The sequence below is a fragment of the Micromonospora sp. HB375 genome (genome assembly GCF_017872985.1).
Taxonomy (GTDB): domain Bacteria; phylum Actinomycetota; class Actinomycetes; order Mycobacteriales; family Micromonosporaceae; genus Micromonospora; species Micromonospora chalcea.
In genome coordinates this window covers 130,549-153,604 of the sequence record NZ_JAGGJO010000001.1, presented here as the reverse complement: position 1 = coordinate 153,604, position 23,056 = coordinate 130,549, and the positions used below count along the sequence as shown (strand labels likewise).

The 23,056-nt window shown below is 72.3% G+C and carries 26 protein-coding genes and 1 tRNA gene; 16 read left to right on the top strand and 11 right to left on the bottom strand.

Annotated elements, in window-relative coordinates:
* Nucleotides 1-95 precede the first annotated feature (95 nt).
* The 6 genes from J3R08_RS00815 to J3R08_RS00790 are packed head-to-tail and all read right to left on the bottom strand — an operon-like array spanning nt 96 to nt 5,676.
* Nucleotides 96-1,634, bottom strand: a complete 1,539-nt coding sequence (locus J3R08_RS00815; RefSeq protein ID WP_209959632.1) for a SpoIIE family protein phosphatase — start codon at nt 1,632-1,634, stop codon at nt 96-98.
* Between the two features lie 2 nt (nt 1,635-1,636).
* Entirely contained in the window at nt 1,637-2,983 is a 1,347-nt protein-coding gene (locus J3R08_RS00810) for a sensor histidine kinase (protein WP_064448391.1), read from the bottom strand.
* Nucleotides 2,980-3,993 carry a SpoIIE family protein phosphatase gene (locus tag J3R08_RS00805; protein WP_209963945.1) on the bottom strand — a complete coding sequence of 338 codons (1,014 nt, stop codon included), beginning with the start codon at nt 3,991-3,993 and terminating at the stop codon, nt 2,980-2,982. The genes J3R08_RS00810 and J3R08_RS00805 overlap by 4 nt, the downstream gene beginning before the upstream one ends.
* Complete coding sequence (locus J3R08_RS00800; protein WP_043327430.1) at nt 3,990-4,409, bottom strand: ATP-binding protein; 420 nt, start codon at nt 4,407-4,409, stop codon at nt 3,990-3,992. Before J3R08_RS00800 ends, J3R08_RS00805 begins: the two co-directional genes overlap by 4 nt.
* Entirely contained in the window at nt 4,406-4,816 is a 411-nt protein-coding gene (locus tag J3R08_RS00795) for an STAS domain-containing protein (RefSeq protein ID WP_209959631.1), read from the bottom strand. The genes J3R08_RS00800 and J3R08_RS00795 overlap by 4 nt, the downstream gene beginning before the upstream one ends.
* A complete protein-coding gene (locus J3R08_RS00790) occupies nt 4,816-5,676 on the bottom strand; it encodes an STAS domain-containing protein (RefSeq protein WP_043327435.1) in 861 nt (286 codons plus the stop codon). Before J3R08_RS00790 ends, J3R08_RS00795 begins: the two co-directional genes overlap by 1 nt.
* Nucleotides 5,677-5,835: 159 nt before the next feature.
* On the opposite strand from J3R08_RS00790, the gene J3R08_RS00785 reads away from it, so the two are divergent.
* A complete protein-coding gene (locus J3R08_RS00785) occupies nt 5,836-6,192 on the top strand; it encodes an STAS domain-containing protein (RefSeq protein ID WP_030500698.1) in 357 nt (118 codons plus the stop codon).
* Nucleotides 6,193-6,202: 10 nt separating this feature from the next.
* On the opposite strand, the gene J3R08_RS00780 is transcribed toward J3R08_RS00785, so the two are convergent.
* A complete protein-coding gene (locus J3R08_RS00780; protein WP_113972223.1) occupies nt 6,203-7,471 on the bottom strand; it encodes an MFS transporter in 1,269 nt (422 codons plus the stop codon).
* Between the two features lie 49 nt (nt 7,472-7,520).
* Between J3R08_RS00780 and J3R08_RS00775 the strand changes: the two genes are divergently transcribed.
* The 7 genes from J3R08_RS00775 (at nt 7,521) to J3R08_RS00745 (ending at nt 12,475) form a co-directional block, all read left to right on the top strand.
* Nucleotides 7,521-8,204 carry a FadR/GntR family transcriptional regulator gene (locus tag J3R08_RS00775; RefSeq protein WP_043327439.1) on the top strand — a complete coding sequence of 228 codons (684 nt, stop codon included), beginning with the start codon at nt 7,521-7,523 and terminating at the stop codon, nt 8,202-8,204.
* 40 nt (nt 8,205-8,244) lie between these two features.
* A complete protein-coding gene (gene mscL, locus J3R08_RS00770) occupies nt 8,245-8,715 on the top strand; it encodes a large conductance mechanosensitive channel protein MscL (protein ID WP_043327441.1) in 471 nt (156 codons plus the stop codon).
* A gap of 77 nt (nt 8,716-8,792) precedes the next feature.
* On the top strand, nt 8,793-9,041 hold the full coding sequence (locus J3R08_RS00765; RefSeq protein ID WP_026268772.1) for a hypothetical protein: 249 nt from the start codon (nt 8,793-8,795) through the stop codon (nt 9,039-9,041).
* Between the two features lie 29 nt (nt 9,042-9,070).
* Entirely contained in the window at nt 9,071-9,436 is a 366-nt protein-coding gene (locus tag J3R08_RS00760) for a hypothetical protein (RefSeq protein ID WP_069088720.1), read from the top strand.
* 234 nt (nt 9,437-9,670) lie between these two features.
* Entirely contained in the window at nt 9,671-9,964 is a 294-nt protein-coding gene (locus tag J3R08_RS00755; protein ID WP_069088721.1) for a hypothetical protein, read from the top strand.
* Nucleotides 9,961-10,584 carry an RNA polymerase sigma factor gene (locus J3R08_RS00750; protein ID WP_113972225.1) on the top strand — a complete coding sequence of 208 codons (624 nt, stop codon included), beginning with the start codon at nt 9,961-9,963 and terminating at the stop codon, nt 10,582-10,584. The genes J3R08_RS00755 and J3R08_RS00750 overlap by 4 nt, the downstream gene beginning before the upstream one ends.
* Nucleotides 10,571-12,475, top strand: coding sequence for a GGDEF domain-containing phosphodiesterase (locus J3R08_RS00745; protein ID WP_209959630.1), 1,905 nt, complete (start codon nt 10,571-10,573; stop codon nt 12,473-12,475). The genes J3R08_RS00750 and J3R08_RS00745 overlap by 14 nt, the downstream gene beginning before the upstream one ends.
* A gap of 7 nt (nt 12,476-12,482) precedes the next feature.
* Here J3R08_RS00745 and J3R08_RS00740 read toward each other — a convergent pair whose 3' ends face one another.
* Complete coding sequence (locus J3R08_RS00740) at nt 12,483-13,697, bottom strand: benzoate/H(+) symporter BenE family transporter (RefSeq protein ID WP_113972227.1); 1,215 nt, start codon at nt 13,695-13,697, stop codon at nt 12,483-12,485.
* 57 nt (nt 13,698-13,754) lie between these two features.
* Between J3R08_RS00740 and J3R08_RS00735 the strand changes: the two genes are divergently transcribed.
* The 5 genes from J3R08_RS00735 to J3R08_RS00715 all read left to right on the top strand — a co-directional run bounded on the left by J3R08_RS00735 (nt 13,755) and on the right by J3R08_RS00715 (nt 18,470).
* Complete coding sequence (locus J3R08_RS00735; RefSeq protein WP_209959629.1) at nt 13,755-14,318, top strand: helix-turn-helix domain-containing protein; 564 nt, start codon at nt 13,755-13,757, stop codon at nt 14,316-14,318.
* A 93-nt stretch (nt 14,319-14,411) separates the two neighbouring features.
* Nucleotides 14,412-15,131 (top strand): PP2C family serine/threonine-protein phosphatase, encoded by a 720-nt coding sequence (locus J3R08_RS00730; protein WP_013283512.1) that lies wholly within the window; start codon nt 14,412-14,414, stop codon nt 15,129-15,131.
* A 52-nt stretch (nt 15,132-15,183) separates the two neighbouring features.
* Nucleotides 15,184-16,383: an enhanced intracellular survival protein Eis gene (eis, locus tag J3R08_RS00725; RefSeq protein WP_043327453.1), complete on the top strand. Its 1,200-nt coding sequence runs from the start codon at nt 15,184-15,186 to the stop codon at nt 16,381-16,383.
* A gap of 39 nt (nt 16,384-16,422) precedes the next feature.
* Nucleotides 16,423-17,172 (top strand): ZIP family metal transporter, encoded by a 750-nt coding sequence (locus J3R08_RS00720; RefSeq protein WP_209959627.1) that lies wholly within the window; start codon nt 16,423-16,425, stop codon nt 17,170-17,172.
* Nucleotides 17,173-17,324: 152 nt separating this feature from the next.
* Nucleotides 17,325-18,470 (top strand): hypothetical protein, encoded by a 1,146-nt coding sequence (locus tag J3R08_RS00715; RefSeq protein WP_209963942.1) that lies wholly within the window; start codon nt 17,325-17,327, stop codon nt 18,468-18,470.
* Nucleotides 18,471-18,793: 323 nt separating this feature from the next.
* Here the strand turns inward: J3R08_RS00715 and J3R08_RS00710 are convergent, their stop codons facing one another.
* Both J3R08_RS00710 and J3R08_RS00705 read right to left on the bottom strand, forming a co-directional pair.
* A complete protein-coding gene (locus tag J3R08_RS00710) occupies nt 18,794-19,876 on the bottom strand; it encodes an NAD-dependent epimerase/dehydratase family protein (protein WP_209959625.1) in 1,083 nt (360 codons plus the stop codon).
* A gap of 37 nt (nt 19,877-19,913) precedes the next feature.
* Nucleotides 19,914-20,213 (bottom strand): hypothetical protein, encoded by a 300-nt coding sequence (locus J3R08_RS00705; RefSeq protein ID WP_043327456.1) that lies wholly within the window; start codon nt 20,211-20,213, stop codon nt 19,914-19,916.
* A 131-nt stretch (nt 20,214-20,344) separates the two neighbouring features.
* Between J3R08_RS00705 and J3R08_RS00700 the strand changes: the two genes are divergently transcribed.
* From J3R08_RS00700 to J3R08_RS00690, 3 genes are all read left to right on the top strand, one after another.
* A tRNA-Lys gene (locus tag J3R08_RS00700) sits at nt 20,345-20,416 on the top strand.
* A gap of 95 nt (nt 20,417-20,511) precedes the next feature.
* On the top strand, nt 20,512-20,748 hold the full coding sequence (locus J3R08_RS00695) for a type II toxin-antitoxin system Phd/YefM family antitoxin (protein WP_209959624.1): 237 nt from the start codon (nt 20,512-20,514) through the stop codon (nt 20,746-20,748).
* 184 nt (nt 20,749-20,932) lie between these two features.
* Entirely contained in the window at nt 20,933-21,499 is a 567-nt protein-coding gene (locus J3R08_RS00690) for an NUDIX hydrolase (protein WP_209959623.1), read from the top strand.
* Here J3R08_RS00690 and J3R08_RS00685 read toward each other — a convergent pair whose 3' ends face one another.
* Nucleotides 21,500-22,921, bottom strand: a complete 1,422-nt coding sequence (locus J3R08_RS00685; protein ID WP_209959622.1) for a helix-turn-helix domain-containing protein — start codon at nt 22,919-22,921, stop codon at nt 21,500-21,502.
* Nucleotides 22,922-23,056: the final 135 nt, after the last annotated feature.

The window sequence follows — 23,056 nt, the reverse complement described above, 5'->3', positions numbered from 1 at the left end:
AGCAAAGTCGGCAGCAAGCCCACTCACTCGCCCGGCGGCGGCCGTGACGCAGTGTTACAGGCAGCTTGGCTACGGTACGTGACCGGGAACGCGCGTCAGCGGCGGCGGACCGCCACCACCGCAACGTCGTCCTGGATCTCCGGCGGCGCCAACTCGACCAGCAGCCGCTGGCAGAACTGGTCCAGGTCGTCGTCCACCCGGGCGGCGGCCACGCCGAGCGCCGCCATGCCGTCGTCGATGGTGGCGTCCCGCCGCTCGATCAGCCCGTCGGTGTAGAGCACGAGCGTCGCCCCGGCGGGAAGCACGAACTCCAGGTCGGGCGGGCGCGGCGCGCGTACCCCGAGCAGCGGCGCGGACTGCGCCACGAACTCGACCCGGCCGTCCCGGCTCAGCAACGCCGGCAGGTGCCCGGCGCTGGCCATCCGGACCAGCCCGGTCGACGGCTGGAGCAGCAGCACGCAGATGGTGGCCAGCTCATTCGGCAGCAGGTTGCGCATCAGCTCGTTGACCCGGTCCAGGATCACCCCGGGCTGATGGCCCTCGACCGCGTACGCCCGTACCGCGTGGCGCAGCTCGGCCATCACGGTGGCCGCGTGCAGCGAGTGCCCGGCCACGTCACCGATCGCCACCAGCAGGTGCCCGTCGAGCATCACCAGCTCGTAGAAGTCGCCGCCCACCTCGGTCTGCGCGCTCGCCGGCTCGTACCGCACGGCCAGGTCCAGGCCCACGACGTCGGGCAGCCGCTGCGGCAGCAGGCTGCGCTGCAACGTCACGGCGATCCGGTGCTCCTCGTCGAAGGAGCGCTGCGCCTCCACCGCCGAGGCGACGGCCTGGGCGAGCTGCACCAGCACCGGCGTACGGACGGTCTGGGTGGCGGTCGGCACCACCACGTACAGCGGGGCGCGGTCCTCCCGCAGCCGGGAGGCGGCCACCGTCACCGTGTCCCCGTCCGGCCAGCCCGTCAGCGCCCAGTTGCCCGGGTCGTCGACCCGTACCCGGGTGCCGATCGGCACGCCGGTGTCGTCCACCACCCACGGCACGATCGTGGCCGGCGTGTGCGGGTCGGCCGCCACCCCGGCCAGGCAGTCCCCGTCGAACGTCTCGGCGACCACCGCCGCGGGGGCCTTGAAGATCCGCGCCGCGCCGCTCGCTGCCGCCTCCAGCAGCCGGACGAAGTTCGGCGTCGCGTGCATCTCCACCGTGGCGTCGGCGAGCGCGGCGAGCCGCTCGGCGAGCTGCTCGGCACGCAGCCGGGCCTGGTAGTAGCGCAGCACCGCGTGCGCGGTGGCGACCAGTTCCTCCGGCTCGATCGGCTCGGCCAGGTAGGCGTCCGCGCCCCGGGTGAGACCCTGCGCCCGGTCGACCACGTCCACCGCGTGGGCGGAGACGTGGATGACCGGAATGTACGGGTGCGTCTCCTTGATCCGCTCGCACACCTCGAAGCCGCTCATGTCGGGCAGCCGCACGTCGAGCACCACGAGGTCGACGTGCTCACGGGCCACCCGGTCCAGCGCCTCCGTGCCGTTCTCCGCCTCCACGGTGACGAAACCGGCCCGGGTGAGCCAGTTCACCAGCAGGTACCGCTTGGGGCCGCTGTCGTCGACCACCAGCACGGTCACCGGCCCGCTGTCCACCGTCACGCTCCGCCCGCGGGAAGGACCACTGTGAACGTGCTGCCCCGGCCGGTTTCGCTCGTCAGCTCCAGCGTCCCGCCGAGCAGCGTGACCAGCCGCCGCGCGTACGGCAGGCCGAGCCCGGTGCCACCGACCCGCGTCGTGCCGGGCACCTGGTAGAACTCCTCGAAGACCCGCTCGTGCAGTTCGGGCGGGATGCCGACGCCGGTGTCGGTGACCGACAGCGTCCACTGCTCGCCCCGGCGCTCGGCGCGCAGGCGTACCTCGCCGCGCTCGGTGAACTTCAGGCCGTTGTGCAGCAGGTTGCGCAGCACCTGGGCGAGCAGCACCTCGTCCGAGCGGAGCGTCGCCGGGGCCGGGGGCTCCTCGACCACAAGCTCCACATCGGAGCGGACGGTGAGCGCCCGCAGCGTGCCGCGCAGCTGCCCGAACACCGCGCGCAGGTCGACCTCGGACCAGTCCGGCTCGATCCGGCCCGACTCCGCCTTCGCCAGGTCGAGCAGCTCGTTGACCAGCCCCAGCAGGTCACCGGCGGAGGACCGGATCAGCCCCACCTGGCGGGCCTGCTCGCCGGTGAGCGGGTCGGAGGCGGAGTCGGCCAGCAGCCGGGCCAGACCGATGATCGCGGTGACCGGCGCGCGCAGCTCGTGGCTGACGTTGGCGAGGAACCGGCTCTTCGACTCGCTCGCGGCCCGCAGCTGTGTGGACTTCTCCTCCAGCTCGGCGTAGAGCGCCACCACGCCCCGGTTGGTCTCCTCCAGCTCCTCGGTGAGCTGGTTGTAGAGCGCCATCACGCCCCGGTTGGTCTCCTGCAGTTCGGAGTTGAGCACCGCCAGCTCGTCGCGCTGGCTGCGTACCTCGTCGAGGGCCGCGATGAGCTGGGAGTTCTGCGCGGCCAGCTCGTCCAGCGCGGAGGCCGGAGCACGCTCGGCCAGCTCGGCCCGGAGCCGGCCGGCGCGTTCCGGCGTCAGCTCCTCGGCGTGGTCGGGCACCCGTCTGGACATCCTCACGACGGTATCGCCCTCGACGGCCACGACCTGCAACGTGTCCACCAGACGCGCGACGGCGCCGGACTTCGGCTCGTACCGGCCGCCTGGCAGTGGACGCAACGGCGACAGGTCGACCTGGAGGATCCGGCGGCCCACGGCGTCCCGGTCGAGAGCGAACGTGACGTCCGCGCCGTCGGCGCCGCTCAACAACTCCCGGGCCACCTCGCTGAGCGCGGTGGCGATCCGCACCTGGTCCTGGTGTTCCAGCCCGACCGCCGCGGCCACCTCGCGGCCGCGCTGCCGGACCAGGAAGATGTCCTGCTCGACCCGGAGTGCCAGGTGCAGAAGGGGTTCGGTCATGCCGCCCCCCGCGCGACCAGGACGCAGGCGTCGTCGCGACGGACGGCGGCGTCACGCAGCAGCGTCGCGGCGGCCAGCAACGGGTTGCGCCCGGCCAGCCCGGGGTAGTCGTCCAGGTCCCAGCGATCCACCACCCCGTCACTGTGCATGACCAGGGTGGAGTCACGCGAGAAGGGGTAGTCGTACCCGCGGATCGCCGGACGCTGGTGCCCGGCGATGCCCGGCAGCGAGACGAGCCCGCGCCGCCGCTCGCCCGGCGCGACGATCATCGCGGCGATGTTGCCCAGGCCGGCGAAGCGGAGCAGCCCGGCGGCGGGATCCGGTTCGGCCACCGCGAGCGCCGCGCCCCGGGTGTGCGACATGGCGGCGTGCAGGTGCCGCACCACGACGTCCGGCGGCCCGTCCGGCGCCGAGCGGAACGCGGACACGGCGGCCCCGGTCGCGGCGGCGGCCAGTGGCCCGTGGCCGAGGCCGTCGGAGACCAGCACCTGACGACGGCCGTCCACCTCGCGCACCGCGTACCCGTCGCCGCTGCTCTGCTCGCCGGTGATCGGCCGGGCCAGCCCGGCCGCCCAGTCCGGCTCCGGCGGCGCTCCGTCCCAGACCTGGACGACCAGGACCGTGCCCCGGCCGGGCGTCGAGTAGCCGTCGAACCGGCTCGACTGCCGGGTGATCGCGCCGAGCCCGATGCCGAGCGTGCCGGCGGTGGAGTGGCCGTCGACCGACGAGAGCGTGAGGTCGGCCATGCCGGGGCCGGAGTCGATGGCCACCAGTTCCACCCCGGCCCGTCCGGCCCGGCGCGCCGGGCGCAGCAGGAGCGTGCCCTCGCGGGCGTGCTTGACCAGGTTGCTGGTGATCTCGGCGGTGACGATGGCCAGGTCCGCGACACGATCGGTGCTCAGTTCGAGCTGCCGGCCGAGACGCTCGGCGGCCCGGCGTACGCCGCCGGCGGTCGCGCCGTTGTCGACCCGGAACCACACCCCGTGGTCGGGGACCACGTCGGCGGTCATCGTGACCACTTGGTGACGGTGATCCTCGTCCCCTCGCCGACAGCCGTCTGGATGTCGAAGTCGTCCACCAGCCGGCGGGCCCCGCTGAGCCCGAGGCCCAGCCCGCCCCCCGTGGTGTAGCCGTCGGTCAGCGCCAGGTCGAGGTCGGGGATGCCCGGCCCTTCGTCGGCGAAGAGGATCCGTACGCCACGCCGGCGGCCGTCCTCCACTGTGCTCACCTCGGCGCTGCCCCCGCCGCCGTAGATCAGCGTGTTGCGGGCCAGCTCGCTGGCGGCGGTCACCAGCTTCGTCTGGTCGACCAGGGAGAGCCGGACCGCGACGGCCGTGGTACGCACCAACTGCCGGACCCGCACCACGTCCTCGTCGCTGCGGATCGCCTGCGTCGCCGGCACGCCGAGGTCGACGCCCGTGGTCATGCCGTCGCCGTCGTCTCGGTGTCCTCGTCGTCGGCGCCATCGTCCCACTCGTCGGCCCGGCTGGCCGCGATCAGCTCCATGCCGCGCTCGACGTTCAGCGCGGTACGGATGCCGTTGAGCGACAGCCCCAGCTCGACGAGCGTGATGGCGACGGCCGGGCGCATGCCGACCACCACCGTCTCGGCGTCCAGCACCTTCGAGATGGACGCGATGGTGGAGAGCATCCGGCCGACGAAGGAGTCGACGATGTCCAGCGCCGTGATGTCGATGATCACGCCGTGGCAGCCGGTGGCGACGATCCGCTCGGCCAGGTCCTCCTGCAACTGGATCGCCGTCTGGTCGGACATGTCGACCTGGATGGAGACCAGCAGGATGTCGCCGATCTTGAGGATCGGCACCCGTTCCATCAGGACTCCCGCCGCGGGCGGCGAGCGGTGGTCTCGACCCCGGTCAGGCGCAGCACGTGGCGCAGCGCGTCGGCGAGGCTCGCCTTGGTGGCGATGTCGCCGAACTCGATGCCGAGGGCGACGATCGTCTGGGCGATCTGCGGGCGGATGCCGGAGATGATGCAGTCGGCGCCCATCAGCCGGGCGGCCACCACGGTCTTGAGGATGTGCTGCGCGACCTGGGTGTCCACCGCCGGCACGCCGGTGATGTCGATGATCGCGTACGGCGAGCCGGTGTCGACCAGGGTCTGGAGCAGCCGCTCCATCACCACCTGGGCGCGGGCCGAGTCCAGCGTCCCGACCAGCGGGACGGCGACCACGCCCTCCCAGAGCTTGACCACCGGGGTGGACAGCTCCAGCAGCTGCTCCGCCTGGTCGGCGATCAGGCTTTCGCGGGCCCGGACGAACGTCTCGAACGTGAACAGGCCCATCTGGTCGACGAGCGCGGAGAAGGCGACGAAGTCGCGCAGGGTGTCGTCACCCTTCTCCTCTTCCATCAGCTCCAGCAGGGCGTCCTTGCACGCGAACACGCTGATCGCGGTCTCGGTGGCGGAGAACCCCTGCCGGGCCCGGTTGGTGGACAGCTCGGACAGCACCGCCCGCAGCTCACCGCCGTGCTCGTCGGCCAGGTCGGAGACGCCCTGGCGCCCGGCGTCGACCAGCGCGCGGTGCAGCTCCTGCACCTGCCGGGCCAGCTCGGCCCGGCTCAGGCGACCGCGCAGCGAACTGGCGACGATCTCCGTCCAGCGGTTGGTCAGCCGGTCCGCGTGCTGACTGAGCAGGTGGGCGAGCCGACCACCCTGTTCGGCGCTCAACGCCATCCTGACCTCCCTGATTTGGACGGGCGGACTCTATCACCGGGGGCTGACGCGGTACTTGTCGCGGAGCAAAGAATGATCGACCGCACCCGTGACCGCTCCCGTTCTGCGCGGCGCGCCCGTCGTGGGATACCGTTTCCCCCGAACACAGGAGGTCGACGAATGTCCTTGACGGTGCACACGGAACAGCGCGGCGACGTGGTCGTCGTGTCGGTCGCGGGCGAGCTGGACATGGCCACGGCACCGCAGCTGCAGGACCAGATCACGGATCTGCTGGACAAGGGGCGCAACCGCCTGGTCTTCGACCTGGCCGAGGTGTCGTTCTGCGACTCCACCGGCCTGTCGGTGTTCGTCCGGGCGAAGAACAACTGCGACGAGGCCGGCGGCGTCGTCCGGCTGGCCGCTCCGCAGCGCGGCGTGCTGCGCATCCTCGAGGTCAGCGGGCTGGTCGAGGTGCTGCACACGTACCCGACCGTGGAACAGGCCGTCGCGGGCGAGCCCACCCCGACCTCCTCCTGACCGGTTCCGCTCAGCGCTCGTCCTCGATGTAGCGGGGACGGGCGATCACCATGCCCGCCGCCGTCTGCACGGCGAGCGCCACCAGCAGGAAGCCGATCGGGGCGGTCCAGCCGCCGGTCGCCTCGTAGAGGATGCCCACCAGCAGCGGCCCGAGCGCCGCGATGACGTACCCGGTGCTCTGCGCGAACGCGGACAACGCCACGGTCCCCTCGGCGGTCCGGGCGCGCAGCCCGATCGTGGTCAGGATGAGCGGGAACGCGCCCTGGCCGAGCGCCAGCAGCAGCACCCACAGCGGCGCCAGGCCGTGCGGGGCCAGCGCCAGACCGGTGTACGCGGCGGCGGAGAACACGGTGAGCGACAGCACCAGCGGCCGGAGCGTGGCCAGCCGGCCGGCCAGCGTCGGCATCATCAGTGCCACCGGCACGCCCAGCGCGGTCACGCCGGCGAGCAGCAGCCCGGCCGCCTCCGGGCGGTACCCGGCGTCCCGGAAGAGCTGGGCCAGCCAGCCCATGATCGCGTACCCGCTGAGCGACTGCGCCCCGAAGTAGACCGCCATGGCCCAGCCGAGCCGGGTCCGGGCGGGTTGCACCCGGGCCGGGGTGGCGACGGCCACCGCCGGGGGCGCGGCCCGTCGCGCCGCGCGGGCCCGCAGCGCCAGCGGCACCCACGGGAGTACGGCCAGCGCGGCCAGCCCGGCCCAGACGCCGAGTCCGGCCCGCCAGGAGCCGAAGGCGTGCGCGACCGGCACCGCCGCGGCGGCGGCCACCGTCGTGCCCACCGTCAGGGCCATCGTGTACGCCCCGGTGACCAGCCCGGTGCGGTGCGGGAAGTGCTGCTTGACGAGCATCGGCAGCAGGATGTTCGCCACCGCGATGCCGGCCAGCGCGAGCGCGCTGGTGGCCACGAAGACCGCCGCCGAGCCGGTGAGCGCGCGCAGCACCTGCCCGACGGTGAGCGCCAGCATGGCGAGCACCAGCACCCGGGGCGCGGCCCAGCGGCGGACCAGCCACGGGGTGAGCGCGCCCAGTCCGGCGAACGCGATGGTGGGCAGCGTGGTGACCAGGCCGGCCATCGCCCCGGAGAGGCCGAGACCGACCCGTACCTCGTCGAGCAGCGCGCCGAGGCTGGTCACCGCCGCGCGCAGGTTCAGCGCGACGAGCAGCATCCCGGTCAGCACGAGCAGGCCGCCTCGGACCGCGCGGGGCGCCGGGGTGGGGAGGGCCGCGGAGCCGGCGCCGGGGGCGGGCACTGTCGCGGCGGGCGCGGGTGGCGGAGTCATGACCTCGAACCTACAATCATGGGATGAATTTCGGCACGAGGTGTAACCGGTGACACCCGCCGTGGATTCCGTCGTCGTGCCGCCGCGCGGTCACCGGGTCCGCCAGACCATCGAGCAGCTCCGGGAGCGCATCCTCGGCGGCGAGTGGCCGGTGGGCGGGCGCATCCCCACCGAGCCGCAACTCGTCGCCGAGCTCGGCGTGGGCCGGAACACGGTCCGCGAGGCGGTCCGGGCGCTCGTGCACGCCGGGGTGCTGGTGTGCCGGCAGGGCTCCGGCACGTACGTGGTGTCGACCGACGAATTGGCCCCGGTGGTGGCCCGCCGGCTCACCGACGACCGGATGACCGAGGTGATCGAGGTCCGGCGCGCGTTCGAGGTGGAGGCCGCCCGGCTCGCCGCATTGAGGCGTACCCCTGAGGACCTGGTGGCGCTCGACGGCGCGCTCGCGGCCCGCGAGGCCGCGTGGCGCGGCGGCCGGGTGGACGAGTTCGTCGAGGCGGACGCCGCGCTGCACACGGCAGTGGTGGCGGCCGCGCACAACGCCATGCTGGCCGAGCTGTACGCCTCGGTCGGCGCCGCGCTGCGCAGCACCGTGGCCCAGGCGATGGGCGAGGCGCTGACCCCGGAGCGGTACGTGGATCACGGCCGGCTGGTGGAGGCGATCCGGGCCGGCGACCCGCAGCGGGCGGCGATCGAGGCCGGTGCTTTTCTCGAAGGGCCCGCCGGGGCATAGGTTGTCCCCGACGCAGACTCATCAGGGCACGGGAGTACGGATGCTCAAGGGCTTCAAAGACTTCATCATGCGCGGCAACGTCGTCGACCTGGCGGTCGGTGTCGTCATCGGCGCCGCGTTCACCGGCGTGGTGACCCAGCTCACCAAGTCGTTCCTGGAACCGCTGGTACGCGTGTTCATCGTGTTGATCACCGGCAACGAGGACGGGATCGGCGGCTCGACGCCGTCCTTCCGCGGCGTCGCCTTCGACTGGGTGGCCTTCGTCAACGCGCTGATCACGTTCGTGCTCACCGCGGCGGCGCTGTACTTCCTGGTCGTCTACCCGATGAACAAGCTCGCCGAGCGCCGCAAGCGCGGCGAGGAGCCGCCGCCGTCGGCCCCGAGCGAGGAGGTCAAGCTGCTCACCGAGATCCGTGACGCGCTGCTCGCCGGCAACCACGGCACGCCGGGGCAGCGCAGCGCCCTGGACGACGTGCTCGGCCGCCGGCAGGAGCCGCCCGCGCCGCGCTGACGCCATAGCCGATCGGCCCCCGCGACAATCTCGCGGGGGCCGACGTGTATCGAACACATGTTCGATAGAGTCCGGGCATGGAGCAGCGTAGGCACTGGTGGAACGGGAAATGGGGACGCCTCGCCCGGCGTGACGTCTTCCTCCGGGTGGACGGCGACCGCTGGCACGTCGAGCAGCGGGCCGGCGGCGCCGAGGGGGTTTCCCGGTTCTACGAGCACGCCAGCGTCGAGGAGGCGGAGGAGACGGTCCGGGCGCTGCTGGACGGCACCGACACGTGGCGCGAACTGTCCCCCCGCCCGCCGGGAGGCTGGGCCCCGTCCGTTTAGCGCCCGTGCGGCCCGGGAACCGCTGCCGTATGAGCCAGCAGCAGGACACCGTCTCCCGGGTCACCACCGGCATGCGGGTGGTCGACTCCGCAGGCGTCGAGGTGGGCACAGTCGATCTCGTCCAGCGCGGCGACCCGGCCGCGGTGACCGTGCAGGCGCCCGCGCCGGTCGACCCGGGCAGCAGCCTGGACGAGCTGATCGAGTCGGCGGCGGTCGAGGAGCCCGACGTGCCGGCCGACCTGGCCGCGCGACTGCTGCGCGACGGCTATCTCAAGGTCTCCACCGACCTGGTCCGCACCGGCGCGGTCTACGTGCTGGCCGACCGGATCGCCGCGGTGCACGACGGCGCGGTACGCCTCACCGTCCCGGCCACGGAGCTGCCCGCCGAGGAGTGACGCCCGTCGAGGTGATGGATTTGTCACCCGCAGTAATAGGTGATCAATGCAAGTTGCCCGGAAAAGCCGCCCGTCAATCCCCTTGCGCAGAGTCTCAATGCCATGACTTTGCGCTTTAATCGCTGATGAGCGACTTGATCGTTGATCTTCAAAAACATTGCGCGCGTTCTGGTATCTACATCGGCCTCTCGCCACGGATAGTAATTGGCGAACCAAGGGGGCCGAGGGGGAACAATGAACGAAGCGCTGGCGGAACCGCTCACCGGATATCAGGTGGTGGCCGTGGCCACTGCCGTCGCCGGAGTGGTGGCGGGCCTGGTGCGGGCCTACGTGGCATACCGCGCCCGGATGAACGAGGAACGCGAGGCGACAACACGCACCACAGCGCGGGTCACGTGGCTGATCCGGCTGGCCGAGGCGGACCATGACGTCGTACGGATCGTGGAGCGCGATCGCGACGGGCATCGGGAGGTCGAACTGGGCGGGCGCGCTGCGTCGAAGCCCGGCCCCGTCGAGGAGGCGGCGTGACAGACATCAAGGGCACCGCCGCTCTCACACCGGATCCCGACGACAACGACGCTCTGCGCGAGGCGGAGGCGGCCCGCCTGAAGGCCGTTCACGACCGGGAGTTCGCCGAATTCACCGAAGGCTCGTACCACACCGTGGAACGGATTCTCCGGGCGAGATGCCGGGACCGTCAGGCGGTGGAGGACGCGCTTCACGAAGCCTTTCTGCACGGTCGGGTCGAGTGGTCCAAGCTCCGCGACCACGTCCGGCCGATCGGGTGGATCGTCCGTACGGCGCGGTTCAAGATGCTGAAGGATCACGACCGACGACTGCGGGAGGCCGCGGTGGCGCCGGAGGACCTGCCGCCGTCGTCCCACTCGGACATCGCTGACGCGTGGGAGGCGCAGGAGACGCTGCGCGGCTGGTTGCACCAGTTGCCGGTACGGCACGCCGAGGTGTTCCAGATGTCGAAGGAGGGCTTCTCCAACCAGGAGATCGCCCGCATCCTCGGCCTGACCGAGAACAGCGTCCGCTCCTACAAGGCCGCCGCCAAGAAGGAGCTGTGCGAACTGGCCGAGAAGGCCGGCTTCACCCGCTCGGAGAGCGAGCGGCGGCAGGGGGCCGGCCGTGGATCTCGATGACATCCTGGCGCTCGCCGAGACCACACCCAGCCCGTTGGAGCTCGCGCGCGCCCGCCGGGTGGCGCGGACCGTGCAGAGCCAGCACGACCTGTCCCTCGCCGAGGGCTACAAGATCATCGTCGACACCGACCTCGCCGATCCCCTGACCTGGGACGCCGACGAGGCCGTCCGGGTCACCCGCGCCGCCCAGCTGGCGAAGCAGGGCACCGTCACCTGGCTGCCCGGCGACCACGACGCGGAGCGCTTCGAGCGGCTCTCCTGGTCCGACGAGATGGCGATGATCGTCGGGCACGCGCCGGGAACGCTCCGCCTCACCCCGCGGACGCTCGCCGACCTCGTTCATCCCGCCGATGTCGAGCGCGTCCTCGCCGCGGTGCGGACGGCGTGGGAACAGAGCCGCCCCGACGAGATCGGCTTCCGGGTGGTCCAGCCCGGAGGCAGCGTCCGCCACGTGTACTGCCACCTCGAGATCCTCACCGACGCGGGCCGGCCGGTCGGCGTCATCGCCACCGGCGAGGACATCACCGCGCTCGAACTCGCCCGCCAGGAGCAGCGCCGGCTCGCCGTACGCAGCCGGATGCTCGGCCCCGACCCGGCCGTCCGGGACGTGCTCACCGGGCTCCAGACCCGCGGGTACGTGATCGACGAGGTCGACCGGGCGCGGCGCACCACCGGCGGCGCCCTGATCGTCGTGGCGACCGAACCGGCCACCCGGCTGCCCGACGCGCTGACCGACGAGGACCGCGACCAGGTGACGGCGGAGATCGCCCGGACCCTGCGCGCAGTCGCCGGGGACGGCGTCACCAGCGGGCTGGTGGGTTCCGGCTCGTGGGGCCTACTGCTCGCCCCCCGGGACGACGCGGGGAAGGCCGAGGCCCTGGCCGCCCGGATCGTGGACAAGTTCCGGAACCATCTGTTCAGCGTCCGGCAGAAGCCCCTGCGGCTCAACACCTCGGCCGGCGTGGTCCATTTCGACAACGACATCCCGGACACCGGCTTCGACCTTCTCGTGGACGGCGAGCACGCGGCCCGCGACGCGCACCGCAACGCCACCGCCGTCAAGGTCCTGGAGCGGCCGGTCGCCGAGCGGGAACGGACGGACCGGTGCCGCCGCCGGATTCACCGCGCCGTCTCGGCCAACCGGTTCGCCCTGTACGCCCAGCCCATCATCGATCTCGGGCTCAATCAGGTGGCCCGTCACGAGATTCTGCTGCGCGTTCGCAGCGACACCGGTGAACCGGTCGCGCCGTGGGCCTTTCTCGACATGGCCGAGCGGGTCGGCGAAATCCTGGCGGTGGACAAGTGGGTCATCGACCACGCTCTGGAACTGATCGGCCGCGGGGCACAGACCTCCCATTACCAGGTGAACATTTCCGGGAAGTCGCTCGCCGACCCGGGACTGCTCGCTTTCGTGACCGGGGCGATCCACCGGCACCACGTCAAGCCGGAATGCCTGACGTTCGAAATCACCGAGACCGCGCTCATCGAGAATCGCAACGAGGCGCTGGCCTTCGCCACCGGGATCAGAGAAGCCGGCTGCCACCTGGCGCTGGACGACTTCGGCACCGGATACGGCGCCCTCGCCCAGCTCAAATACCTGCCGGTGGACCTGGTGAAGATCGACGGCGCGTTCATCGTCGACCTGTGCCGGTCGCCGGCCGACCAGGCTGTGGTGTCGGCGCTCGTCGAACTGTGCCACACGCTCGGCATCCGGGTCGCCGCCGAGTACGTCCAGGACCAGGAGACCCTGGATCTCCTGCGCGCCGCGGAGGTCGACTTCGCGCAGGGCTACCAGATCGGGCGACCGGAACCGATAACTGTGAGTCAGGAGGAAGTTCAGAGCATCGAACTCGAACTGCGGCTCCCGCCTCAGCAGACCGCCATGGGATGACCGGTCGTCACCCGGCCCGGCTGGGAACCGGCGGGGCGGGTTCCGCCTCGGGCGACCCGGCCGGCGGGGACGCGGCCGCGCGGCGGCGGAACAGCAGCAGCATCAGCCAGCCCGCGACCAGTCCCCAGAACGCGCCGCCCACCCCGAACAGGCTCACCCCGGAGGCGGTGACCACGAACGTCACCACCGCCGCCTCCCGCGCGTCCGGCTGGGCCACCGCCGCCGCGACCGCTCCGGCGAGCGCGCCGAGCAGGGCGAGCCCGGCGACGGCCTCGACCAGCACCGGCGGGGAGAGCAACACCAGTGTGGTGGCCACGCCCGCGCCGAGCCCGAGCAGCGCCAGCCCGATCCCGGCGGTGACCGAGGCGATCCAGCGCCGTTCCGGGTCCGGGTGAGCGTCCGGCCCGGCCGCCAGCGCGGCGGTGATCGCAGCCAGGTTCACCGCGTGCCCGCCGGCCGGCGCGCCGAGGGCGGTGGCGAGCCCGGTCACCCGCAGCGCCGAGCCCAGCGGGGCCCGATAGCCGTACCCGGCGAGCACCGCGGTGCCGGGCACGTTCTGGGCGGCCATGGTGACCAGGAACAGCGGCAGGGCGAGCCCGACGACGGCGGGCAGCGTCCAGGCCGGCGCGGTGAGCGCGACGACCGGTGCGGCGTCCATCCGGGCCGGGCCGGAGGTGGTGAGCGCGATCGCGACAACTGCCACGGCGAGCGCGCCGGGTACCGCCCAGCGGCGGGCGAACCGGTGCAGCAGGAGCCAGACCAGCACCACCGGCCCGGCCAGCCGGGGCACCTCCACGAGGGCGCGTACGGGCGCCGTACACAGCGGCAGCAGCACCCCGGCGAGCATGGCGGAGGCGATCGGGGCGGGGATCGCGGCGACCGCGCGGCCGAGCGCGGGGATCAGCCCGGCGGCGACGATCAGCAGGCCGGCGAGCAGGAACGCGCCGACCGCGGCGGGCCAGCCGCCGGTGACCGGCCCGGTGGCGACGAGCAGCGCCGCGCCCGGCGTGGACCAGGCGATCGACAGTGGCAGCCGGTGCCGCAGGCCGAGCCAGACCGCGCAGGCGCCACTGGCGACGCAGAGCGCGAGCAGGCCGGAGGCGGCCTGGTCCCGGTCGGCGCCGACGGCGCGCAGCCCGGCCAGGACGACTGTGAACGAGCTGGCGAAGCCGACCAGGGCGGTCACCACGCCGGCCAGGACGGGTTGGAGCCGACCCCCCATGCTCTCCTCCTCCGCCGTTCCGTTTACGGAACGGCACGGTGTAGCACGATAGCCCTCATGACAGCCGCCGCACCACCCGATGACCGGGGCGCCCGGGAGGTCGGCCGGCGCATCCGCTCGCTCCGCACCGAACGGGGCATCTCCCTGTCCGAGCTGGCCCGCCTCGCGGGCGTCGGCAAGGCCACGCTGTCCGGCCTGGAGAACGGCGTACGCAACCCCCGGCTGGAGACCCTGTACGCGATCACCGCGCAGCTCGGCGTGCCGCTGACCGCCGTACTCTCCGCGCCCGAGCAGGCACCGACCGTACGCGGGGCGGCTGTCGGCGCCACGCTGCTGGAGGTCTTCGGCGACCGGGAGGCGACCTACGAGCTGTACCGGATGTGCGTCACCCCGGGTCCGGCGCAGCTCTCCCCCGCCCACTCCAGCGGCGTGACCGAGCACGTCACAGTCTTCTCCGGCGTACTGCGCGCCGGCCCGGTCGACGCCCCGCTCACCGCCGGTCCGGGCGGCTACCTGCGGTGGGTCTCCGACGTGCCGCACACGTACGCGGCGGTGGGCGAGGAGGAGGTCCACGCGAGCCTGCTGCTGCGTTATCCTCGACCGTCCACACCGGACAGTTGACGCATACCCAGGATGCAAGCGGATGACATTTCTTTCAGCAGACCCGCCACCGCGTAGAGACGCGGAGCCGTTCTTCTTGGCAAGCTTGTCCTCATGACGCTCATCCTCCGCTCGGCCATCCTCAACGACGTCGGCCTCGTCCGGACCAACAACGAGGACTCCGCCCTCGCCGGTGACCGCCTCGTGGCGGTGGCCGACGGCATGGGCGGGCTCCCCGCCGGCGAGGTGGCCAGCGAGATCGTCATCCGGATCCTGGACGAGCTGACCCCGCCCACCGGCGCCGACGAGGCGGCCGACGCGCTGCGCGCCGTCGTCAGCACCGCCAACCAGCGCATCCGCGCGGCCATCACCGTCGACCCGGCCCGCGACGGCATGGGTACGACGCTGACCGCCGCCCTGCTCGCCGGGGACACCCTGGTGCTCGCCCAGGTCGGCGACTCCCGCTGCTACCTGCTGCGCGACCACGAGCTGACCCAGCTCACCCGCGACGACACGTTCGTCCAGGCGCTCGTCGACCAGGGCGCGCTCTCCCGCGACCAGGCCCGCCACCACCCGCAGCGTTCGCTGGTCACCCGCGCGGTGCAGGGCTCCGACGCGCCGCCCGCCGTCGGGGCGCTCACCGTGTTCCCCGGCGACCGGCTGCTGCTGTGCAGCGACGGCCTCTCCGACTACGTGGAGGACGCCGCCATCGCGGCGGCGCTCGCCACCTACGGCGACCGCCAGCAGTGCGGCGAGCAACTGGTGAAGCTGGCCCACCAGGCCGGCGCGCCGGACAACGTGACTGTGGTCATCTCGGACGTCACCGAGGCGTGAGTCGGCGTCCTTTCCGGTTGCGGAGCGCGCCCGCTGCGGTTGGGATGAACGGATGCACATCCGCCGGCTGGCCGCCGATGAACGACTGACCACCAGCTTCCCGCTCCAGGCGTACGCGTTCGAGGCCTCGCCGATGGGCGCCTCCCGGACCGACCAGTTCCGCGCCTACCTGCCGTACAACGCCGGGAACACGACACTGGTGGCCGAGGAGGACGGCGTCACCGCGGCGGCGGTCTCGGCGATCCCGATGCGGCAGAACCTGCGCGGCGCGGTGCTGCCGATGGCCGGTGTCGCGGGCGTGGCCACCCATCCGCTGGCCCGCCGGCGCGGACACGTCCGCACGCTCATGCACCAGCTCCTCGACGGCATGCGGGACGAGGGGCAGCAGCTCAGCGCGCTGCACCCGTTCCGCGCCTCGTTCTACGAGCGCTTCGGCTACATCGGGCTGCCCCGGCGGCGTACCGCTGTCTTCTCCCCCGCGGACCTGGCGCCGCTGCTGCGCGCCGAACTGCCGGACGAGCTGGTCTGGGAGCGGATCGGCACCGGCTATGCGCGGTGGCGCGCGTACACCGAACGGTGCCTGCGGGAACGGCACGGCTTCGCGGTCTTCCCGGACTTCCGGGCGGTCGGGCTGCGCGACCGCGACGACCGCTGGCTGGTCAGCGTGGTGCGCGGCGGCGAGACGGTCGGCGCTGTCACCTACCGGATCGACGACCACGCCGGCACGCTGCACGCCGACGACCTGCTCGTCGACGACCCGTACGCCCGGGCGTCGGTGCTCCAGTTCTTCGCCCGGCACGTCGACCAGGTGGCCCGGATCAGCGTCCAGATTCCCCCGGACGAACTGCCCGAGCTGTGGCTCACCGACCTCGACGTGCAGGTGGAGGCGAGGGTGGCCCGGCCCGACCCGACCGCGCCGATGGCCCGGCTGCTCAGCCTGGACGCGCTCGCCGACCAGCCGGTCGGGGTGGGCCGGGTGCTGATCGAGGTGGTCGGCGACCGCTGGCTCGCCGGCCGGCACCTGCTCGACGGCACCACCGGCAAGCTCGCGGTGCTGCCCGCGCAGACCACCGCCGAGGGCGGCGTGCCGGCCGCGCGGCTCACCGCCGCCGGGCTGTCCGCCCTGGCGTACGGGGTGCTCGACCCGGCCGAGGTGGTCGTACGCGGCCTGGGCGACGTGCCGGTGGACGCGGCCGGTGAGCTGCGCCGCCTCTTCCCCCGCGAGCTGCCGCACCTGTTCGCCGACTTCTGACCCGGTTGGCGGCACGCGGCCGGGGGTAGGATCCAGCGCGTGCCGGAATGGCTGGAAGCGGGATTCTGGGGCCTGCTCGCCGGGTCGGCCCTGCTGATCGGGGCGGCCGTCGGGTTCTTCGCGCGCGTACCGCGCCGGACGACCGCCTCGGTGATGGCGTTCGGGGCGGGCGTGCTGCTGTCCGCCGTCTCGTTCGAGCTGATCGACGAGGCGCACGAGCAGGGTGGCCTGCGGCCGGTGGTGATCGGTGCGGCGATCGGCGCGCTCGCGTACACCGGGGCGAACGTCCTGCTGGCCCGGCACGGCGCGCGGCACCGCAAGCGCTCCGGCGACGAGCAGCCCTCCGAGCAGGAGCAGCCCGGCTCGGGTACGGCGATAGCTGTCGGCGCGCTGCTCGACGGCGTACCCGAATCGGTGGTGATCGGCGCGAGCCTGCTCGCCGGCGGCCCGGTCAGCCTGGTCACCGTCATCGCGGTCTTCCTCAGCAACGTGCCGGAAGGGCTGTCCAGCGCGGCCGGCATGCGGCAGGCCGGGCGCACCCGGCGCTACGTGTTCGGGCTGTGGACGGCCATCGCGTTGATCTCCGGCGCGGCTGCGCTGGCCGGGTACACGCTGCTCGGCGGCGCGCCGCCCGAGGTGCTGGCGACGATCACCGCGCTCGCGGCGGGTGCGATCCTCGCGATGATCACCGACACGATGGTGCCGGAGGCGTTCGCCGACGCGCACCTGCTGGTCGGGCTGATCACCGTGCTCGGCTTCCTGGTCGCGTTCGCGCTGTCGCACGCCTGACCGTCGCGCGCTTTGCCGGGGCCGCTGCCCGCGGGCACGCGGCCGCTCGCTGCGGCTGCGGTGGTGGCTGCGGTTGCGGCTTAGCGGCGGGTTAAGGATCGGCTGTGGAGTCGTGCCGGGGCGGCCGGGCCTCCTAGCATCGGGCGGTGCGCGTGAAGTCGGCTGTCCCTCTGCTCGTCCTCGCCCTGGCGACGGCGACGCTGCCCGCCTGCGGCGACGATCCGGCCCCCGCACCCGCCGCCGACCCCGGTTCGCCGGCCGGTCCGGCAGCCGCCCCGTCGGCCACCCCGAGCGGGCGTTCCGGACTGGGTAGCGCCCGGTCGAGCCCGACCCCCGCCACAGTGGCGTTCCGCGCCGGCAACCCCGCCGGCCGGGCGAGCGTGCCGGCCGAGGCGCGTCCGGTGGACACCTCGCGCCCGACCCGTACCGTCGGCAGCGGCACCCCGGCGAGCTGCACCTCCGAGGCGGTGGTGAAGGCCGTCGCGGCCGGCGGCGTCATCACCTTCGACTGCGGGCCCGCGCCGGTCACCATCACCATGAAGGCCACCGCCAAGGTGGTGAACTCGCACGGCCCGCGCATCGTGCTGGACGGCGGCGGCACTGTCACGCTCAGCGGCGGCGGCAAGCGCCGCATCCTCTACATGAACACCTGCGACCAGGCGCAGGGCTTCACCACCTCGCACTGCCAGAACCAGGACCACCCGCAGCTCACCGTGCAGAACCTGACGTTCGCCGACGGCGACTCCACCGGCGAGCGGACCGAGGGCGGCGGGGGCGGCGCGATCTTCGTCCGGGGCGGGCGGTTCAAGGTGGTCAACTCGCGGTTCGTCGGCAACCGCTGCGACCGTACCGGCCCCGACCTGGGCGGCGCGGCGCTGCGCGTGCTCAGCCAGTTCGAGAACAAACCGGTGTACGTGGTGAGCAGCACCTTCACCGGCGGAGTGTGCGCCAACGGCGGGGCGCTGAGCAGCATCGGCGTCTCCTGGACGGTGCTGAACAGCGTCTTCCGCGACAACCGGGCGGTCGGCACCGGCGCGAACCCGGCCCGGGGCGGCACTCCGGGCGGCGGCAGCGGCGGCGCGATCTACTGCGACGGCAACGAGTTCGCGGTACGGATCGCCGGCACGGTCATCGAGGACAACAGCGCGAACGAGGGCGGCGGCGCGATCTTCTTCGTCAGCAACAACCGCACCGGCTCGCTGCAGATCGACAGTTCAACGCTGCGCCGCAACCCGAGCAGAGGCTTCGAGACAAAGGGCCACCCCGGCATCTTCTTCCTGGGTGCCCAAATCTCCTGACCCCCTCCCTGCCCCGCCCCGCCTCGCCTTGCCCCGCCTCGCCTCGTCGATCATGAAGTTGACGGTCCCGATATCGGCGTGTCGACCCGCCAACTTCATGATCACCGGCCAGTCCTCCGCCCTACGGCCCCCGCCCCACCCGCCCCACCCTCGCACCTGCCCTTCAACTCGGTGATCAAGGAGTTTGTGTTCCAGTTGATCTCTGCGCGTGACACAAACTCCTTGATCAACAGGGCGGGGTGGGGCGGGGTGGCGGGGTGGGGCGAGGGCGGGGCCGACGCCGGAGCGGATGGGACAGCGGCGGGCAGCGGCGATGGGTGGGATCAGTAGGGGTTGGGGTGGCCGGGGAGGTGGCCTCGGGTCAGGGCTGCGGGGCGGCCGGGGAGGGTCGGGTCCGGGGACAGCGGCGGGGAATCCGTGCCGGCTCTCGTGGCCATGCCGGTGAACAGGTCCTTCAGGGCGGTCACCGAGTCGATCGCCGGGGCCCAGCCGAGTTCGGTCTCGGCGCGATGGCTGGACATCAGCGGCACGTTCAGCGCCAGGTCGACCCAGCCGGTGTCGACCGGTTGCAGCCGCGCCCGCCAGGTCAGCGCCGCCGCCGCGCGCAGCACCGGCGTCGCCACCGGCACCGTCCAGCCGTGGAAGTGCCGGGCCACCAGCTCCGGCGTCAGCACCGGGTCGGCCGCCACGTTGAAGGCGCCGCTCGCATCCCCCAGAACCGCCCGGGCGTACGCGTCGGCCACGTCGTCGGCGTGCACCGCCTGCATCCGCAGTCGCTTGTTCGACGGCACCAGCGGAATGCGGCCGTACCGGAGAAGGCGCACCGGCGCCAGCGGGCCGAGGAAGTAGCGGCTGATCTCCGTACCGGCCTCCCGCTGGAAGATCAGCCCCGGGCGCAGTCGTACCACCCGCAGCTTCGGGTGCTCCCGCTGCACGCCGTCGAGCAGCGCCTCCACCTCCGCCTTGTCCCGGCTGTACGACGACGTCTCCACCCCGGTCGCCGGCCAGTTCTCGCTGACCGGATGGTTCTTCGGGCCGGGCGCGTAGGTGCCGACCGATGAGGCGTACACCAGGGCCGGAACGCCGACCCGGACGGCGGCCTCGATCACCGCGCGGCTGCCGCCGACGTTGGTCCGGTAGAGCGTGCGGCGGTCGTGGCTGGGCTGGATCTGCCAGGCCAGATGCACCACCGCCCGCGCGCCGGCGAAGATCCGCACGAGCTGGTCGGCGGCACCCGGCGCGCCGATGTCGCAGGAGTGCCACTCCACGTCGGCGTACGGCTCACCGGCGTCCGGTCCGGGCAGCCGGCGCGCCACGCCCACCAGTTCCGCTCCCGCCTCCCGCCGCAGCCGGCGCAGCACGGCCGTCCCCACGTTGCCGGTCGCTCCCACGATCACGATGCGCATGTCCGGTGCGGTACCCGCTGAACCGGACAGCAACCGCTCACGGACGGGGGTTCGTGCGTACCCAGCCCTTCTCCCGATCGCGGCGACCCGACGTGGCGGCCAGGCAGCGCGGACAGACCCAGCCCTCCGGGTCGGCCTCGGTGAGGACGTCGGTGCCGGAGTAGTCGAACGGCACGTGCGGGAAGCGGCGCAGGCGGGTACGGCTCAGCGGCAGCCCGCACAGCGTCTGGTTCTGGCCCGGCAGCCAGGCGTGCACCTCACCGCCGGGCCGGCGTACGCCGTCGGCGCCCGGCACCTCGCGGGAGGCCGCGACGGCGGCGGTGCTGGTGACTCGCATGGTTGCCCCGGTTCCCCAGGCGGGGAGGTTCACGCCTCGCGTCCGGCGCGTCGCCTGGTTCAGGTCTGAAGATCGACAGGCGGTGGAAGCCGCGAGCTTAGGGCGGGTGGGTTCCGGTAACCTGAGCGGGCGGGCCGCTAGCTCAATGGCAGAGCTGTGGACTTTTAATCCATAGGTTCAGGGTTCGAGTCCCTGGCGGCCCACTCTCTTGCAGCTCAACGGCCCCATTGCGTGGGCGCGATCTTGGCTCAGCGGTTCGACCAGGGCGAGACGCGGACCACTTACTTTGGAGGTGGTCATGCGGACCGTCAACTTCGCCCAGCTAAGGCAGAACCTGGCCGCTGAACTCGACAGCGTCATCAACGACGCCGAGGAAGTAGTGGTAACCCGCTCGGGCCACGAGCCGGTGGTCATCGTCCCGCTTGCCGAGTACGAGGCGATGAAGGAAACCGACTACCTCTTTCGCAGCCCGGCCAACGCCGCCGCGCTGCGCCGTTCGATGGAGGAGCTCGAGAAGGGCGATGCGGCTGACTAGAACCAGTACCTCAGCCACACGGGCCAAAAGCTGGTCGAGCTCATCAACGGCCTCATCGCGGACGTGATGCAAGGTTCGAAGCCCTGCCGGCCCACCACATACCGTCTCCCGGGTCCTCCGGGGTCGAGCCGAGTGACGGGCGCCGCGGACCGCGACCCGGCACCGCTGGTCGGATACTGGCCGTGTGACGGAGGAACTGGCTAGCAGGTCGACGCGCTGGACGATTCACAGCGAGCGGGTAGTGGACGGCAGCCGGCGCTCCCGGTTGAGCATCGCCGACGTGGAGTTGCCGGACGGGGTGCGCTTCGAGCAGTACGTGATCCGGGCGCCCAGGTCGGCCATGGTTGCCGTGCTCGACGGCCAGGAGCGCCTGTTGCTGATGCGGCGGCACCGGTTCGTGTTCGACAGGTGGGTGTGGGAGCTGCCGGGCGGATACGTCGATGAGGGCGAGGATCCGGCAACCTGCGCGATCCGCGAGGTCGAGGAGGAAACCGGCTGGCGCCCGGGCACCGTGGAGCCCTTGGTGTCGTTTCAGCCTTGGGTGGCGACCGCAGACGCGGAGAACTTGCTGTTCCTTGCCCGGATTGCGGAGTACACCGGCGCTCCGGTTGACGTCAACGAGACCGAGCGGGTGGCCTGGATTCCGTTGGAGCAGGCACGGCAGCTCGTGTCTGACGGTGAGATCGCAGGCGCCGGCACGGTGATCGCGGTGTTGGAGCTAATGGCACGCCAGGCGCGGGGTGAGCTGTAGTCAGCGCCGCTGGCCGAGCGCCGCGTCGACCCGGGTGATGAACTGCCGCACTGCCGGCTTGCGGCGGTGGGGTGCCAGGCCGGTCTGCAGATCGCGCAGGTAGCGGACGGCGCGAGCCGACCGTAGTTGGGTGGTCAGGGTCAGGGCTTCCGCGCCGACGGCACTCGCACGTTCCGGCTCGCCGTGGCGAGCGTGGACGCTGGCCAGCAGGGCGAGGTTGAAGGCTTTGCCGCGTACGTAGCGCTCGTCCATCTTGAGTGAGCGAGCGGCGAAGCGCTCGGCTCCTCGGTGTTGACCGAGCGCGTGGAAGCAGTGGCCGAACTTGGCCGACAGGTACGCCTCGTCGAAGTAGCCGAGCCACTGAGGATCGCTGCTGCGGTCCGCTCGGTCGAGGGTTCGCTCCGCTTGGTGAAGCGCGGTCGCACAGTCGCGTTCGTGAAGGGCGACAGCGTGGGCATGCGCTTCCATGACCAGCGCTTCGGCAGTCAGCGCGGTGAGGCCGGCGCGTTGTGCTGTCTGCCGGGCGGCGCGGGCGAGGTCGACCCCGGTGGCGGCGTGCCCGAGGTAGGTGGCTTGATGGCTCATCGCGGCGAGGATCTCGGCACCAAGGCCGGCGTCGGCGGCCGTTCGGGCGAGGTCCAGGGCATGCGTGAGGTATCGCTGGGCGAGGCCGTGTTCGGCCATGTCGTACGCCTGCCACCCGGCGAGCTGCGTCAGTTCGGCAGCAGCGGCGAGCAGTCTGCGGCCGGTCGCCGGGTCGTACCGGCCCTCGGTCACCAGGGGCGCCACCTCGTGGTGCAGGAAGCGGGTGACGTTGTCGCGGGCATGCCCGCCGCCGTACTGGTTGTCGAGTCGCCGATAAGTGGCGGTCATCTGCCGGATCGTGTCGATGTCGGGTTGACCGACTGTTCGGCGGCCCTCCTGCTCGACGGGCTGCGCCGTGGTGGCGGTGAACCAGCGTAGGGCGGGCAGGGTGTACGCGGTGGAGCTGAACACTGTCTGGCGAAGCATGTCTCGACGGTTCACATCGCCTTCCCATAGCTGCGCGGCGGCCTGGACGTCCTCGCGCCAGGACCGGTTGGCCGGCACGTCACTGTGCCGACCGAGGGAGTGATCCGCCATGGCCGGGCGATATGACCGCAGGCAGGGCGCGAGGCCCAGCGTCATTCGAGCTTCGTCGGGCATGCCGCAGCCGTCGGCGATCCGCTCCAGCACGTCGATCGAGGTCACCCGTCGGCCGGCGATGATCCGGCTGATGTAGCCCTGCTCCAGGCCGACAGCCGCACCGATGCGAGTTTGGCTCGCGCCGGTGTGCCGAGCGAGCAGCCGGAACACGGCACCGATGTCGCGGGCCGCCAGAGCCTTGTGCATGTCCTCGCGCGACCAGAGGTCGTCGGGTATCCGGAGATTTTCCAGCAGCACTACGGCTCCCAGCGTCGTCAGACGACTACCCATGGTGGTCGATCAGGAGCCTACGGTCGGTGTACGGGCAGGGTCGAGTCCGCTCATGTCACCGTGACATGACCAGTCGACATGGTCACCGCACCCCACTCGGCG